This window comes from Planotetraspora sp. A-T 1434, assembly GCF_025420585.1.
Classification (GTDB): domain Bacteria; phylum Actinomycetota; class Actinomycetes; order Streptosporangiales; family Streptosporangiaceae; genus JAOEGB01.
Genome location: NZ_JAOEGB010000008.1, coordinates 74028 through 89028, shown reverse-complemented (window position 1 = coordinate 89028; position 15001 = coordinate 74028). Strand labels below are relative to the sequence as shown.

Annotated in this window: 16 protein-coding genes; 8 read left to right on the top strand and 8 right to left on the bottom strand. The window is 71.5% G+C overall.

What is annotated here, in order from left to right:
- The first annotated feature begins 53 nt into the window (after window positions 1-53).
- The 5 genes from N5079_RS12680 (at window position 54) to N5079_RS12660 (ending at window position 4862) form a co-directional block, all read left to right on the top strand.
- Window positions 54-1493, top strand: coding sequence for a GuaB1 family IMP dehydrogenase-related protein (locus N5079_RS12680; RefSeq protein WP_261583844.1), 1440 nt, complete (start codon window positions 54-56; stop codon window positions 1491-1493).
- 69 nt (window positions 1494-1562) lie between these two features.
- Window positions 1563-2192: a general stress protein gene (locus N5079_RS12675; RefSeq protein ID WP_261583843.1), complete on the top strand. Its 630-nt coding sequence runs from the start codon at window positions 1563-1565 to the stop codon at window positions 2190-2192.
- Window positions 2193-2324: 132 nt separating this feature from the next.
- Complete coding sequence (locus tag N5079_RS12670; RefSeq protein ID WP_261583842.1) at window positions 2325-2699, top strand: FKBP-type peptidyl-prolyl cis-trans isomerase; 375 nt, start codon at window positions 2325-2327, stop codon at window positions 2697-2699.
- A gap of 190 nt (window positions 2700-2889) precedes the next feature.
- A complete protein-coding gene (locus N5079_RS35520; RefSeq protein WP_410007778.1) occupies window positions 2890-3321 on the top strand; it encodes a hypothetical protein in 432 nt (143 codons plus the stop codon).
- A 14-nt stretch (window positions 3322-3335) separates the two neighbouring features.
- The gene (locus tag N5079_RS12660) at window positions 3336-4862 is read left to right on the top strand and encodes an ATP-dependent DNA ligase (protein ID WP_261583840.1); all 1527 of its coding nucleotides are present in this window, start codon (window positions 3336-3338) and stop codon (window positions 4860-4862) included.
- A gap of 6 nt (window positions 4863-4868) precedes the next feature.
- On the opposite strand, the gene N5079_RS12655 is transcribed toward N5079_RS12660, so the two are convergent.
- A complete protein-coding gene (locus N5079_RS12655; RefSeq protein WP_261583839.1) occupies window positions 4869-5453 on the bottom strand; it encodes a DUF1707 and DUF4870 domain-containing protein in 585 nt (194 codons plus the stop codon).
- Window positions 5454-5626: 173 nt separating this feature from the next.
- Between N5079_RS12655 and N5079_RS12650 the strand changes: the two genes are divergently transcribed.
- Complete coding sequence (locus tag N5079_RS12650; RefSeq protein WP_261583838.1) at window positions 5627-5977, top strand: hypothetical protein; 351 nt, start codon at window positions 5627-5629, stop codon at window positions 5975-5977.
- 85 nt (window positions 5978-6062) lie between these two features.
- On the opposite strand, the gene N5079_RS12645 is transcribed toward N5079_RS12650, so the two are convergent.
- The 6 genes from N5079_RS12645 to N5079_RS12620 all read right to left on the bottom strand — a co-directional run bounded on the left by N5079_RS12645 (window position 6063) and on the right by N5079_RS12620 (window position 11803).
- Entirely contained in the window at window positions 6063-7283 is a 1221-nt protein-coding gene (locus N5079_RS12645) for a DUF4192 domain-containing protein (RefSeq protein ID WP_261583837.1), read from the bottom strand.
- A 61-nt stretch (window positions 7284-7344) separates the two neighbouring features.
- Window positions 7345-8124: an EI24 domain-containing protein gene (locus N5079_RS12640; protein WP_261583836.1), complete on the bottom strand. Its 780-nt coding sequence runs from the start codon at window positions 8122-8124 to the stop codon at window positions 7345-7347.
- Window positions 8125-8134: 10 nt separating this feature from the next.
- The gene (locus tag N5079_RS12635) at window positions 8135-8722 is read right to left on the bottom strand and encodes a Maf family protein (RefSeq protein ID WP_261583835.1); all 588 of its coding nucleotides are present in this window, start codon (window positions 8720-8722) and stop codon (window positions 8135-8137) included.
- A gap of 90 nt (window positions 8723-8812) precedes the next feature.
- Window positions 8813-9841 (bottom strand): hypothetical protein, encoded by a 1029-nt coding sequence (locus tag N5079_RS12630; RefSeq protein WP_261583834.1) that lies wholly within the window; start codon window positions 9839-9841, stop codon window positions 8813-8815.
- A gap of 46 nt (window positions 9842-9887) precedes the next feature.
- Window positions 9888-10538, bottom strand: coding sequence for a peptidyl-tRNA hydrolase (locus tag N5079_RS12625; RefSeq protein ID WP_261583833.1), 651 nt, complete (start codon window positions 10536-10538; stop codon window positions 9888-9890).
- Window positions 10535-11803, bottom strand: coding sequence for an MFS transporter (locus tag N5079_RS12620; RefSeq protein ID WP_261583832.1), 1269 nt, complete (start codon window positions 11801-11803; stop codon window positions 10535-10537). Before N5079_RS12620 ends, N5079_RS12625 begins: the two co-directional genes overlap by 4 nt.
- Window positions 11804-11874: 71 nt before the next feature.
- On the opposite strand from N5079_RS12620, the gene N5079_RS12615 reads away from it, so the two are divergent.
- Complete coding sequence (locus tag N5079_RS12615) at window positions 11875-12846, top strand: GlxA family transcriptional regulator (protein WP_261583831.1); 972 nt, start codon at window positions 11875-11877, stop codon at window positions 12844-12846.
- A 1-nt stretch (window position 12847) separates the two neighbouring features.
- Here N5079_RS12615 and N5079_RS12610 read toward each other — a convergent pair whose 3' ends face one another.
- Window positions 12848-13399: a TetR/AcrR family transcriptional regulator gene (locus N5079_RS12610; RefSeq protein ID WP_261583830.1), complete on the bottom strand. Its 552-nt coding sequence runs from the start codon at window positions 13397-13399 to the stop codon at window positions 12848-12850.
- A gap of 84 nt (window positions 13400-13483) precedes the next feature.
- Here N5079_RS12610 and N5079_RS12605 point away from each other — a divergent pair, with 84 nt between their 5' ends.
- Window positions 13484-14995, top strand: a complete 1512-nt coding sequence (locus N5079_RS12605; RefSeq protein WP_261583829.1) for an MFS transporter — start codon at window positions 13484-13486, stop codon at window positions 14993-14995.
- Window positions 14996-15001 lie beyond the last annotated feature (6 nt).

The window sequence follows — 15001 nt, the reverse complement described above, 5'->3', positions numbered from 1 at the left end:
TGCCACGGGACGGGAATGCCGGGTCTAGCACTTACGACATAGGCTGGACAAACGTGCGATTCCTCAACGATGTGACGCCGCCCTACGATCTCACGTACAGCGATGTGTTCATGGTCCCGTCCCGGTCGGCGGTCGGTTCGCGGCTCGCCGTGGACCTGTCGGCCAAGGACGGCACCGGCACCACGATCCCCATTGTCGTCGCCAACATGACCGCCGTGGCGGGACGCCGGATGGCGGAGACCGTCGCGCGGCGCGGCGGCATCGCCGTCATCCCGCAGGACATCCCCATCGACGTGGTCACCGACGTGGTCGAGTGGGTCAAGGGCCGCGACCTCGTCCACGACACGCCCATCACGCTGACCCCGCACGACACGGTCGGAGAGGCGCTGAACCTGCTGCCCAAGCGGGCCCACGGCGCCGTCATCGTGGTCGACTGGGACAACCGCCCGGTCGGCGTCGTCACCGAGGCCGACTGCGCCGGGGTCGACATGTTCACCCAGCTCTCCCAGGTCATGACCGCGTCGCCGCAGACGCTGCCACAGGGAATCGACCCGCAGGCCGCGTTCGAGGCGCTGCACGAGGGCCGCCACCGGCTGGCGCCCGTGGTCGACCCGCAGGGCCGCCTGGTCGGCGTCCTCACCCGCACGGGCGCGCTGCGCGCCACCCTCTACCAGCCCGCGGTGGACTCCCGGAACCGCCTGCGCGTCGCGGCGGCGGTGGGCGTCAACGGCGACGTGGCGGACAAGGCCAAGGAGTTGCTCGACGCGGGCATCGACGTGCTGGTGGTCGACACCGCGCACGGCCACCAGGAGAAGATGATCGCCGCGCTCAGGGCGGTCCGCGCGCTCGGCCCCGGCGTCCCCGTCGCCGCCGGGAACGTCGTGACCGCCGAGGGCGTCCGCGACCTGGTCGAGGCGGGAGCCGACATCGTCAAGGTCGGCGTGGGGCCCGGCGCCATGTGCACGACCCGCATGATGACCGGCGTCGGCCGGCCGCAGTTCTCCGCCGTGCTGGAATGCGCCGCGGAGGCCCGCCGGCTCGGCCGCCACGTGTGGGCCGACGGCGGCGTCCGGCACCCCCGCGACGTCGCGCTGGCGCTCGCGGCGGGCGCGTCCAACGTCATGATCGGCTCGTGGTTCGCGGGGACCTACGAGTCGCCCGGCGACACCCGCACCGCCCCCGACGGCCGCAAGTACAAGGAGAGCTTCGGCATGGCCTCCGCGCGTGCCGTACGGCTCCGCACCGCCGACGACACGCCGTTCGAGCGGGCCCGCAAGGGGCTGTTCGAGGAGGGCATCTCGACGTCGCGGATGTACCTCGATCCCGTACGGCCCAGCGTCGAGGACCAGATCGACGCCATCGTCGCCGGCCTGCGCTCCTCGTGTACTTACGCCGGAGCGGCCAGCCTGGAGGAGTTCCACGAGCGGGCCGTCGTCGGCGTCCAGAGCGCCTCCGGGTACACGGAAGGCATGCCTCTCCACCAAAGCTGGTAAGCCCACGCATATCGCCCGATCGTCGGGTAGTGCGGTTGCGTAACGACCGCACTACCCGCGGAGGCGATCATGTTCGATTCCCCTGCCACAGGGCCGGTCTCGCCGGCGGTCGACAGGCGGCTGCTGGTCAGTTATGACAACTACACGGCCGCGCAGAAGGCGGTCGACACCCTCTCGGACGCGGGCTTCCCGGTGGAGACGGCCGCCATCGTCGGCAGCGACCTCCGCCTGGAGGAGACCGTCACCGGCCGGCTCACCAACGGCCGGGCGGCGCTGATGGGCCTGGTCAGCGGCGCCGTCTTCGGCCTCATCGTCGGACTGTTCCTCGCGCTGTTCACCTCGACCACGACCTCGTTCATCGGGCTCGTGCTGTGGTCGATCCTCTGGGGCGCCATCGCGGGCGCCGCGTTCGGCTTCACGAGCCACGCCTTCACGGGGGGCACGCGGGACTTCTCGTCGAAGAGCTCGATCGTGGCGGGCCGCTACGACGTGCTCGTGGCCGCCTCCGTGCTGGAGCAGGCCCAGGCGCTGCTGCAGGGCGGCCTCCAGCCTGCCGACACCGTGGTGGTCCAGCGGCCGCCGTCCGCCGGGCCCGCCAACACCTCGCCGCTGACCCCGCCCGGCGAGACCCCGCCCGCCGAGACCGAGCCCCAGCGTCCTGGCGACGCTCCCCCACTCTCGGACCGACGCGCCCTTTAGCGCCCTTTGGCGGCTCCTGCTCCGTGACGTCCTCCTCACCGATGGTGGGGAGGACGTCACCGTTCCGACGATCTTCGGTAGAGTCGTTCGGTCGTCCGGAACACCCGGTCGCGGAGAACAGAGGAGACCCACGTGGCACTCGAGAAGCCCGAGATCGACTTCCCCGAGGGGGAGCCGCCCGCCGACCTGGAGATCGTCGACCTCGTCGAGGGCGACGGACCGGAGGCCAAGCCGGGGCACAACGTGACGGTGCACTACGTCGGCGTCGCCTTCTCCAGCGGCGAGGAGTTCGACGCGTCCTGGAACCGCGGCCAGCCGTTCCAGTTCCCGCTGGGCGGCGGCCGGGTCATCGCCGGATGGGACCGGGGCGTCGCGGGCATGAAGGTCGGCGGCCGCCGCCGGCTCACGATCCCGCCGCACCTGGGCTACGGCAACCGCGGCGCGGGCAACGCCATCAAGCCGGGCGAGACGCTCATCTTCGTCGTCGACCTGCTCGGCGTCGGCTGATCCCCTGCCGCTCCGGGGTATCGCGGGACGGACCCGGGGCTCCATGATGGCCCGGTGTCCACGATCACCGAGGTCCGTCCAGAGGCCCGGCTCCCCCGGTTCGCCCGCCACCCGGTCGGCGGCATCAGCCTGACGGCTCCTCGGGCAACGGCCCAGGCTCGGCTACTTCGACACCCCTCCGCTCACGCCGATGATCGCGCGGGTGTCCACCGCCGTCTTCGGCGACACGGTCGTCGCCCCGCGAATCGTCCCCGCCCTGTGCGTGGGGGTCGTCATCCCGCTCGTCGCCCTTGTGACCAGGGAACTGGGCGGCAGCCGTACGGCGCAGATCCTGGCGGCGGCGGGAACGGCCACCGCGACGCTTCCCCTGTTGGCAGGGCACACGCTGCTGACCCTCACCCCCGATTTGGCGCTCTGGACGGCGGGCGGCCACGCTGTGCGTCGTCCGCGTGCTCATGCGGGGCGACGGGCGCTACTGGATCCGGACCGGCCTGATCGCCGGCGTGGCGTCGTACAACCGCGATCGTCGTCTGCCGTGACCCCCGCCGGCCGTGGAAGGAGATGTGGCCGGAGGCGCGCCACTACAGCTGACGCCCCGCGTGGGCGAACGCCGGTGCGGTAGGGCAGGATTACGGTGTGTTGCTGATCGACCTTGCCCGGACGTCCGCGGCGGTGGCCGCCGACGCCGCACGGCTGGCCAAGATCGCTCATCTGGCCGAGCTGCTGAGCAGGGTCGGGCCGGATGAAGCCGAGACAGCGATCGCCTACCTGTCGGGAGAGCTGCCCCAGCGGCAGGTCGGCGTGGGCTGGCGCACGCTCGGGGACCTGCCGGAGCCGCGCCAGGTCGCCACGGCGACGCTGACCCAGGTCGACGCGCTGCTGGAGCGGATCAAGGCCCAGTCCGGGCCGGGCTCGCAGGCCGCGCGCAAGGCGCTGCTCGACGAGCTGTTCGGCGCGGCGACCCGCCAGGAGCAGTCCTTCCTCCAGCGCCTGCTGACCGGCGAGCTGCGGCAGGGTGCGCTGGACGGCGTGATGATCGAGGCGATCGCCAAGGCGTCCGCCGTGCCGTCGGCGGAGGTGCGGCGGGCCCTGACGCTGCGCGGCTGGCTGCCCGCGGTCGGAGCGGCCGCGCTCAAGGGCGGCGTCGAGGAGCTGCGCGCCTTCACGCTGGAGGTCGGCCGCCCGGTCGCGCCCATGCTGGCGCAGAGCGCGCCCAGCGTCACCGCGGCGCTGGAGAAGATCGGCGGAGCCGCCGCGGTCGAGTGGAAGCTTGACGGCGTCCGGGTGCAAACCCACCGGTCCGGCGACCGGGTCGGCGTGTTCACCCGCACCCTGGACGACATCACCGCGCAGGTCCCCGAGCTGGTCGAGGCGGTCCTCGCTCTGCCGGTGAGCGACCTCGTCCTCGACGGCGAGGTGATCGCGCTGCGTCCCGACGGTCGTCCCGAGCCGTTCCAGGTGACCTCGGGCCGGGTCGCGAGCCGTACCGGTGTCGCCTCTCTGCGCGAGAGCGTGCCCCTCAGCGTCTTCTTCTTCGACGCCCTCCGGATCGGCGGGGCCGATCTGCTCGACCTGCCCGACGAGGAGCGGCACGCGGCGCTCGAGGCGGCCGTGCCCGCCGAGCTGATCACACCGCGCGTGGTCACCGCCGACGCCGAGGAGGGCGAGGCCTTCTTCGCCGACGCCGTACGGCGGGGCCACGAGGGCGTCGTGGTCAAGTCACCGCAGACGCCATACGCCGCCGGTAGACGCGGGGCCGGCTGGATCAAGGTGAAGCCCCGGCACACGCTCGACCTGGTGGTGCTGGCGGCCGAGTGGGGCAGCGGGCGGCGCAGGGGCTGGCTGTCCAACCTCCACCTCGGCGCGCTCGACCCGGAGACCGGCGGCTTCGTGATGCTCGGCAAGACGTTCAAGGGGCTCACCGACGAGCTGCTGACCTGGCAGACGGAGCAGTTTCTGCGGCTCGCCGTGGGGTCCACAGAGGACTGGGTCGTCACCGTGAAGCCGGAGCTGGTGGTGGAGATCGCCTTCGACGGCGTCCAGCGGTCGAGCCGTTATCCGGGCGGGATGGCGCTGCGGTTCGCCCGCGTCCTGCGCTACCGCCCGGACAAGCGCGCCGAGGAGGCCGACACCGTGGCGGCCGTCCGCGCGCTCATGCCGTGAGCGTCGTTACTTGATCAGGCGGACGGTCAGCGGGTAGCGGAACTCGCCGTCCGCGAGGGCGGCCGCGCCTCCGGCGATGGGCAGGATGTAGGCCAGGACCCAGAGGAACGGCAGCACGATAACGCCGACGACCGTGACCATCAGCAGCAGCGACGCGCCCAGCACGGTGAGGTGGAAGTTGAGCGACTCCACCGCGTGCTTCCTGATGTAGGGAGAGGTCCGGCCGCCGGTCAGCAGCATGATCAGGGGGCCGGCGACGAACAGCCCGCACAGCGTCAGCAGGTGCGCCGCCCCCGCGCCGAACCGCTCGCCTCCGTCAGGCGCCGGACCGGCGGCATACGGCTGCGGTGGGGCCGGCGTGGCAGGGCGGGAGCCGTACAGGTCGGTCATGATGGGGGCGAGGTCGGCGTGCGTGCGGGCGGTCATCGCCTGGTGCAGCCGCTGGTCCATCTCGTCCTTGTCAAGGCGGCCCTCGGCGAAGGCCGCCTTGACATGTTCGACCACCTGGTCGCGGTCCTGGTGGGTCACCCGCAGGTGGTGATGCGGCAAGGGCGGCCGCCCCTGCCACGGTGGTGTCGCTGTCGCCGGCATCAGCGCGTCACCTTCCATCGTGAAAGTGCCTGTCTACGTTCGAGTCTGCCTCCATCTTCGGCGGTTCGCCGGGATCCGGTCCATCGGGGACAACCCCTATATGGCCCCGAGTACATGACCCCGAGACGGCCTCATTAACACGTTCGTGATGTTCGTCACGGTATATAAGATCCATGAGATGGCGAGATCGCTATGGCATCCGGCGTTTCCGGGGCCCCCGAGTGGCGAAATTCGACCGTGAGGCGACAGACGAGGACATCGAGGCGCTCATCGCGTTCGCCCAGTCTCGGCGCGGCGTGGAGTTCTACGTCGAGCCGGAGACCTTCGCCACGGACACCACGGCCGTTGCCGTGGCGCACGACGGGGAGTGGACGCGCCGCCGTGTCGGATCGCCGGTCGTCATCGGCAGGGTCGCCAGAAACCTCGCCCTTCCGGTCTACGACGTGCAGCTCACCGGCTATCCGGCGCGGATGCGCGCCTACAACGAACGCCGCCGCCAGGCCCAGAGCGGCGAGCCTGTCTAGCCAGGCAGGCAGGGCGCCCCGGGTGTGGGAGGCATTCGTCGCTCTCGTCTGCGACCGGGGGGACAGCGCGTCTGAGACCTTGTCATCAACTCGCCAGCGCTGAGGGCTCCTCGTCGTAGGGCCGGCCGTGGGGCTGCTCGTGGGGCTGCTCGCGCAGCAGCGTGAGCAGCGGCGCGAGCCAGCCTGCCTGGGGCGGGCCCATCTCCTCGTCCAGCTGTTCCGGCGTGGGCATCCGGTCACGCAACACGGCGGGCGAGAGCAGGTGGAGCAGAGCCTGCCGTAGGAGATTCGCCATCGAGTAGGCCGGATCGGCCTCCAGCGCCCGCTCCAGCGCCATGCCGGCGAGCGCGCACTCCCCCGCCCGCCAAGCGGCCGCTGCCAGCAGAGAGGCGGCCGGAGCGACGTGAGCCGGCTCCATCCGCCGGGTCACGTCCCTCCACAGGGCCATGTGCGCTGCCCCATCGTCGAGCAACGCCCACGCCTCGTCGCGGATCCGGATCACCGAGAGGTCGAACCCCAGCCGTGCCACCGCCTCGTCTCCAAGGCGGTCTCCCGAGGCGTACAGGCCGATCGCGGCCCGCACCCTCGCCAGCCCCTCCGCGACGAACTCGGCGGCGAACTCGGCGGCGAAGTCGCCGGTCACCGCGCCCACCCTGGTACCCGCCGCAGCCGCGGTCACCGCACCCGGCACAGCGCCGGTCACGGCGCCCCTGCCATCTGGCGCGGCTCCGTTCGCCGAGTTGGGGGCGGTCTCGGTCATGGCGAGCCTGGCTCGTAGCTCGGCCGCGACCCGCTGGGTGGCCTGCCACATCGCCGCCCCGCCGTACGGCTCGACGGAACGCCTGAGGCTGTGCCGGTCGGGGAGCGCGACGAGCCCGTGCACGACGGCCTCGGCGGCCACGGGGCTCGCCACCGGGTCGTATGACGTGCCCTCGGCCGGGCAGCAGTCCGCGCTGTGGCAGGCATAGGACCAGTAACGTCCGTCGTCGGCGCGTAGCGACTCGGCCACCCCGATGCCGGCTTCGCTCAGCCGTCGGGTCGCCTCGTCCACGACGGGCGTCACGAGGTGGCCCGGACCGTATCCGGCCAGGATCGTCATGGTGACCCCCTCCCGCCGCAGAACCGACACCAGGCGGTCGAAGTCGTCCGGCTCGGGCGGCAGGTCCCACCGCGTGGTCAGGCGGAGAGAGGATCCGGCGAAGCCGGTGACGACGAGACTGTCAGCGGGGTGGAAGCCGAGGAGGTACGGCACGGCGGCGAGGATGTCCGCCGGGGTGGAGAGCGTGAGCGTCGGGGTGAGGGTCATGCTCCGAGAGCCTGGCCCACGGGCCGGCCCGCCAAGGCGCAGAACGCACGCCCTGTGGAAATCAGGCTCGCTGTGGATGAGCCAGCCGTAGACGCACGAGCATCGCCGCGCCCGCCACCGCGCCCGGCATGACGATCACGGCCACCAGGGGCACCAGGAACAGCAGGAAGATGGGGATCCCGAAGCCCAGCGACACGGCCATGTTGGAGCGCAGCAGGGTCAGCCGCTCCCTGCGCGGGATCCCCCGCCGCTCCATGGCCAGAGCCGTCAACTCCACGGTCAGGAAGAACCCGGAGACGATGGCGCCCAGCACGGGTACGACCGTCTGCCCGATCACGGGGACGAAGCCGAGCACGAACAACGGAAGAGTGAACATCAGGACGTAGAGCAGCGTGATGACGCTGTCGCGGATGGACCGGAACAACGACCGCCAGAACGGCACGTCCGGCCCGTCGGGAAGCCCGCCGAGATCCTCCTCGACCTTCTCGGACAGCTTCTCGTAGAACGGGTCACCGATCGCGAGCGTCACCGCCGTGAACGTGAACACGGCGAGGCCGAGGCCCACCACGAAGATCATGATGCCGACGAGCGTACGGAACGCGTCGTGCCAGCCCCAGTCGTCGGCGAAGGGTGTGACCCAGGCGGCGACGTCGGTGGCGTGAGTGCCCAGCCAGATGAGCGCGACGGCGTAGAGCACCAAGGCGATGAGGGCGGGGATGAGGCCGAACAGCCACCATCGCGGCTTCCTCGCGACCCAGCCGACCCCCTTGAGGAAGAAACCGATCCCCTCGGCGAGACCGCCGACTCCTCGCCTTTCGGCCTGCCGCCCGTTGCCGCTCATGCCCGGCAGGCTAGCGCCACAGGTGAGTGACGGACACTCCCAATTCGTCCAGAAGACGGCGGATGAGGGGAAGCGAGATGCCGAGGACGTTGCCGTGGTCGCCTTCGATGCCTTCGACGAACCAGCCGCCCAGGCCGTCGAGGGTGAACGCCCCCGCGACCCGCAACGGCTCGCCGCTTGCGACATAAGCGGAAACCTCGTCATCCGTCGGCGTACCGAACCGGACGACCGTGGAGGCCACCTCCGACACCGTACGGCCCGCCGCCACGTCTATGACGCAGTGGCCGGTCAGCAGCCGTCCCGTCCTCCCCCGCATCGACCGCCACCGGGCGATCGCGTCCTCGGGCGACGACGGCTTGCCGTACGCGACGCCGTCGAGCTCCAGCATAGAGTCGCAGCCGATGACGAGGCCCTCGGCGAGGGATCCGGCCACTGCGGCGGCCTTGGCTTCGGCGAGGGCCAGGCAGAGCCCTTCGGGGGAATCGGCGACGAGGGCGTCCTCGTCCACCCCGCTGACGATGACCTTCGGGTCGAGCCCGGCCGCGCGCAGCACGCCGAGGCGGGCGGGCGAGGCCGAGGCCAGCACAAGCTCAGTCACATCAGCGAAGCCTAATGCCGATTGCGTACAGCATGACGACCGGCGACCCCCGGGACCTCATTCCGAGGGCGGGGAAGGACCCGCGGCACTCTACAAAAGCTTGATCCGGGACATCACGGTGTTGATGTCGCGCCAGTGCTTCTTCTGGGTGTCGGGGATGGTGACGAACACCAGCGCCGGCTTGTCCAGAGAAACGTCCACGAGGGCGATGGCGGCCATCGACGTCCGCTTCTTGCCCTTGAGGGTGTAGTGCACGTTGTATCCCAGCAGCCAGCCGTCCTGCTTGCCCACTCGGATCGGCTGCGACGCGGCCCAGGTGATCGTGGCCCCGGAGGGGTGGTGGTTGAGCGTCCAGCGGGCGGCCAGGAAGGCGGTGTCCCGCAGGCTGTCCTGCACCGGGATCGGCACCGGACAGGAGACCAGGAGGCCGCGGAAGGCCGAGCCCTTGACCTTGGGCAGCACCTGTCGCGAGGCGAAGGGGCTGGCTTTGGCGAGCTTCCACACCTTGGCGAACCGGGGGAACGCCACGCCGGACCGCCGGTCCTTGATCAGGCCACGGGTGGCGGCGGACTTGCCCGGCAGGTTGCGCAGCTTCTTGGAGCTCGCGGGCAGCACGGGCACCCGGGGGTCGGAGAGGGCCGCGTCCATCGCCGTCGTGCCGGGGGACGGCGAGGGACTCGCCACCGCGCTCGGCTCGATACTGGGCCCACCACTGACCCCGCCACTGACTCCGCCACTGGGCGCGGCACTCGGAACGGCGCCCGGCACCGGGCTCGGCGGCGCGCTCGGCACGGAGCCGGACAGGTCAGCGGGCGACGCGGCGGGGGCGCCGGCACCCGCGGCCGCGACCGTGTTGCCTGGCACGTTCCCCGGCGTGCTCTGAGAAGTGGCGTTGTGCCCGGCGAGCACCACGGCGGTCCCCGCGACGCCCACCACCGCCACGGCGGCGACGGTGGCTATCGTCCGGTAGACCACTCGCATCGGCAGGTCGCCGAGGCCCTTGCCAGAACTCGGCGGCGGCGGGGCCTCCGGGACCGTGATCTTCGGCAGGGGGGTCGTCTCCGCCTCGGCCGCAACGTAAGTGGGAACAGCCTTCGTCCCATAGTCCCCAGGTGACACGATCGGGAGCGTACGGCATATCCCGTTAATTCGGGCGCGATCCCCATCACACTTCGAGAACGCCCCGGGGTAGCCACGGGGCGTCGGCGATCACCGTCGCGGAGCCGGGTTCGATCTCCGTGAAGCCCGCGTCCCGGACTACCGGCAGGCCGCCGCCCACCAGTTCCGCCCATCTGGCCGGGCCGGCGGTCCGCACGGACACGGCGAGCCCTCGGTCCCTCCAGGTGGCCCTGGCGGTCTCGCCGGAGGCCCACCAGGCGAGCTGGGCGCCGTGGCCGGCCTGGGCCATCGCCTTGCCCGCCGTCATGTCGAGGTTCGGATTGACCCACAGCACCACGCCGCCGAGGTCCGGCTCCGGAGCAGGCGCGGAGTCGGCCAGATCGGTGCCCGACACCTGGAGCCGCGACAGGTCCTTGGGCCAGTCGTCGAGCGGCACCGGAGGGTGCACCCGGACCTCGGCCGTGCGGTGCGTCACGGTGATCCCCGGCAGGGTGAGGACCCGCCGCCATTCCGACCCGCGTGCCCGGCGGACGACCTTCCTGATCCGGTGGTCCTCCCACTCCGCGATCGGCTCGGCCCACTCGTCCTGATCGAGCAAGCGCAGTACGGCTGTCGCCGCCGCCTCGAGCGCGTCCGTGCGCTCGGGCGGAGCGGCACGCTCGATGCGGACGACCAGGGGAAGCACGCGTTCTGTCACCCGACCAGGATGGCAGCCCGGCGGTCCTGCCTCACATTCGTGACGATCCGGGCCGACATCAGGGCGGCGAGCAGGCACAGCAGGCCCGCGCCGTACCACGCGAGGTTGTAGTTGCCGAGGTGGTCGCGCGTCACTCCGGCCACGGTGGCGGCGACGGCCGCGCCCACCTGGTGCGAGGCGAACACCCAGCCGAAGACCACGGATCCGTCCGGGCCGAAGACCTTGCGGCACAGGGCCACGGTCGGCGGCACGGTCGCCACCCAGTCGAGGCCGTAGAAGATGATGAAGACCAGCATGCTCGGGTGGGCCGTCGCCGCGAAGAGCTGCGGCAGGACGAGCAGCGACAGCCCGCGCAGCGCGTAGTAGACCGTGAGCAGGACGCGAGAGTCCACCCGGTCGCTCAGCCAGCCTGAGGCCACCGTGCCCACGATGTCGAAGATCCCGATGACGGCCAGCAGCGACGCGGCGGCGGTCTCCCCCATGCCGTGGTCGTGCGCGGCCGGGATGAAGTGAGTGCCCACGAGCCCGTTCGTGCTCGCGCCGCAGATGGCGAAGCCCGCGACGAGATACCAGAACGACTTCTTGCGCGCCGACTGGCGGAGCACCCTGAGCGCCCGCGCGGCGGCTCCCCCGCTGGGCGTGCGGACGATCGGCTCCGTGGCGCCGAGAGCCGTGAGCCCGAGCTCCTCGGGGGTGTCGCGGAGCAGGAACCACACCAGCGGCACGACCGCCAGGGCCGCCCCCGCGACGGTCAGCGCCGAGGTCCGCCAGCCCTGCGTCTCGGCCAGGTGGGCGAGCACGGGGAGGAAGATGAGCTGCCCGGTGGCCCCTCCCGCCGTCAGCACGCCCATGACCACGCCGCGGTGCCGGACGAACCAGCGGTCGGTGAGGGTCGCGGCGAAGACGAGGGCCATCGAGCCGGTGCCCAGCCCGACGAGCACGCCCCAGAGCAGGACGAGCTGCCAGCTCGCCGTTATGAAGACGGTGAGGCCGCTGCCCAACGCCACCAGGGCGAGCGCGGCCGAGACCACCCGCCGCATCCCGAACCGTTCCATCAGGGCGGCGGCGAAGGGCGAGAAGAGGCCGTAGAGCGTCAGGTTGACCGAGACCGCGAGTGAGATCGTCCCTCTCGACCAGCCGAACTCGTCCTGCAGTGGCGTGATCAACACGCCGGGGGTGGCGCGGAACCCGGCCGCCCCCACGATGGCGACGAAAGCGACGATGGCGACGATCCAGGCCCGATGGAGGGTCCGCGACGATTGCATGCCGTTCATCCTGTCTGCGCCGGGCATCCCTCGACAGTGGCCCGGAAGCCAATGTGTGAAAGAATCCGGCCATGCAGCACCGCGTCGCCGTACTCGCCATGGACGACTTCGCCACGCTCGACCTCGGCGTTCCGGGTCAGGTGTTCTGGGCGACCGGCGGCGACGAGCCGCTCTACGAGGTCGTGACCTGCACACCGGACGGCCAGCCGGTGTGGAGCCGGGCCGGTTACAGCGTGCTCCCGGACCACGACCTGGGCGTGCTGGCGACCGCCGACACGGTGGTCGTGCCGGGGATCCACAGTGGGACGCCCATGACCGACGGCACGGTCAGCGCGCCCGTGCGCGCTGCGTTGCGCCGGGCGGCGGAGCGCTCCCGGATCATCTCCATCTGCACGGGTGCGTTCGTCCTGGCCGCCGCCGGGCTGCTCGACGGCCGTCCGGCCACGACGCACTGGCGCAACGCCGGCCAGTTCCGCGCCCTCTTCCCTCGCGTACGGCTCGACCCCGACGTGCTGTTCATCGACGACGGCGACATCCTCACCTCGGCCGGGGTGTCCGCCGGGATCGACCTGTGCCTGCACGTCATCCGGCGCGACCACGGCAGCGAGGTGGCCAACCGGACGGCCCGCCGCTGCGTGACCCCGCCGTTCAGGGAGGGCGGCCAGGCGCAGTACATCGAGCGTCCGCTCCCTGACCCGTCCGGGACCACCACGGCGCCCACGCGGGCGTGGATGCTGGAGCGCCTGCAGGAGCCGGTGGACCTCTCCGCGCTGGCCGGGCACGCCAGGATGAGCGTGCGCACGTTCACCCGCCGCTTCCGCGAGGAGACCGGGCTCAGCCCGGCCAGGTGGCTCACCCGGCAGCGGGTCGAGCACGCCCGGCACCTACTGGAGACCACCGACCTCCCGGTGGACGTCATCGCCCGGCGGGCGGGGTTCGGCACGGCGGTCTCGCTGCGACAGCACCTGCACGCGGCCGTGGGCGTCTCGCCCCTGGCCTACCGCCAGACGTTCCGTCACACCGGCGGCGCGGCCCTTCGATGACTCACCGAGGGCGCAGCCCCTCGATGACGAACATGATCAACCGGTCGGCGGTCTCCGGAGACTTCTCCGTCGCCAGCGCGATCGCGTGGATCAGCTTGAGCAGGTCCAGAATCTCGACATCCCGCCGTACGGCCCCGGCCTCCTGTGCCTTCGCGAGCAGCGTGCCCCCCGCGCGTGAGATCACATCCCGGCAGATGGAGAACAGCTCCGAATCCCGGCCGAGCGTGACCACGAGGGCCGAGTTGAGGCCGCGCTTGGCGGTGGAATGCGACATCATCGACCGGATCCACCGGACCAGCGACTCGCCCGGCTCGTCCCGCTCGGCCAGTTCGTACGCATCCGCGGCGAGCGCCTCGATCTGGTCCCGGTAGACCGCCTCCTGAAGCGCCTGCCGCGTGGGGAAGTGCCGGTAGAGCGTCCCGATGCCGACCTCCGCCCGGCGGGCGATGTCCTCCAGCGGCACGTCGGGACCCTCCTCGCCGAAAAGCTCCCGGGCCTCCGCCAGTAGCCGCTCGTAGTTACGCCGCGCGTCGGCGCGCATGGGCCTGCTCATAGATAACACCCTTGCAAACCGGAGGCGACCTCCGTATATTCGCCGTATCGGAGGCTCCCTCCACTTAATCCCTTGGAGGCTCGTTTGTCGACGCTCACCGTATCTCCCCGTACGGCGCACACCCGCCTGGCCCTCGCGGTCGTCGTCACCTGCCAGCTCATGATCGGCCTGGACGGAACGATCGTGACCATCGCGCTGCCGAGGATCCAGCAGGAGATCGGCTTCTCCCCCACCGGGCTTTCGTGGGTCATGAACGGCTACCTGCTCGCCTTCGGCGGCCTCCTGCTGCTCGGCGGCCGGGCGGGTGACATCCTCGGGCGGCGCAGGGTATTCGTCGCCGGGGTGCTGGTCTTCACGCTCGGCTCCCTGCTCGGCGGCCTGGCCACCGCCGGGTGGTGGCTGCTGGCGGCGAGAGCCGCACAGGGCGTGGGCGCCGCCATCGCCGGGCCCAGCATCCTCGCCCTGATCGCCACGACGTTCGCCGAGGGCGCCGCGCGGAACCGGGCGATCAGCGTCTACTCGGCCGTCACCGGTGCGGGAGGGTCGATCGGGCTCATCCTCGGCGGCGCGCTCACCGGCACCGTCTCCTGGCGCTGGACGTTCTTCGTCAACGTCCCGATCGGGCTCGTGGTCGTCGCGCTCGCACCCCGGTTCATCGCCGAGCCGGACCGGCATCCCGGCCGGTTCGACCTCGCCGGAGCCGTGACCGCGACGGGCGGCATGGTCTCCCTCGTGTACGCGCTGATCACGATGGCCGACTCCGGCTGGCGCGACGCGGCCCCGGCCCTCGTGGTGGCCGCGGCGCTGCTGGCCCTGTTCGTCGTGGTGGAGACCCGGGCGCGGCAACCCATCATGCCTCTCCACTTGCTCGCGGACCGCAACCGCTCGGCCGCCTACCTGGTCGTTCTGCTCCTGTCGGCCGCGATGTTCGGGTTCTTCTTCTTCATGACGCAGTTCCATCAGCTCGTGCTCCGCATGGATCCGGTCACGGCCGGGTTCGCGTTCCTGCCGATGACGCTCACGCAGTTCTCCGTCGTGCGGATCGTGCCGCGCCTGCTGCCCCGGTTCGGCGCGAAGCGGATCGTGGTGACCGGTGCCACGGTGGCTCTGACCGGGATGCTGTGGCTGACCCGTGTCTCGGCGGACACCTCGTATTTCACCGGAGTGTTCGGCCCGACGCTTCTGCTCGGACTGGGCGGCGGGCTCAGCTTCATGCCGCTCAACGCCACCATCCTGTCGGGAGTCGCCCCGCGCGAGTCGGGCGCCGCGTCGGGTCTGGCGCAGACCATGGTGTGGGCCGGCGGCGCGCTCGGCTCGGCCGCCCTGGTCTCCGTGTTCGGCATGGCCATGCACGGCACCGCCGTTGCGGCCTCGGGCGCGCTCGTCCACGGCATGGCGGCCGCCTTCGCCGGAGGCGCCGTGCTGGCCGCGCTCGCGCTGACCGCCGCCGTCGTCGCCATCCGGTCTGCCGGCACAAGGCCGACCGGCACGGGCTCAGCAGGCACAGGGGCAGACAGCACCCAACCGGCCAGCACAGAGCCCGCCGGACCCGAGTCCGCCGGTCGCGGATCGGGCGCCGTCAGCACCGGGTCGTAAGCGGTC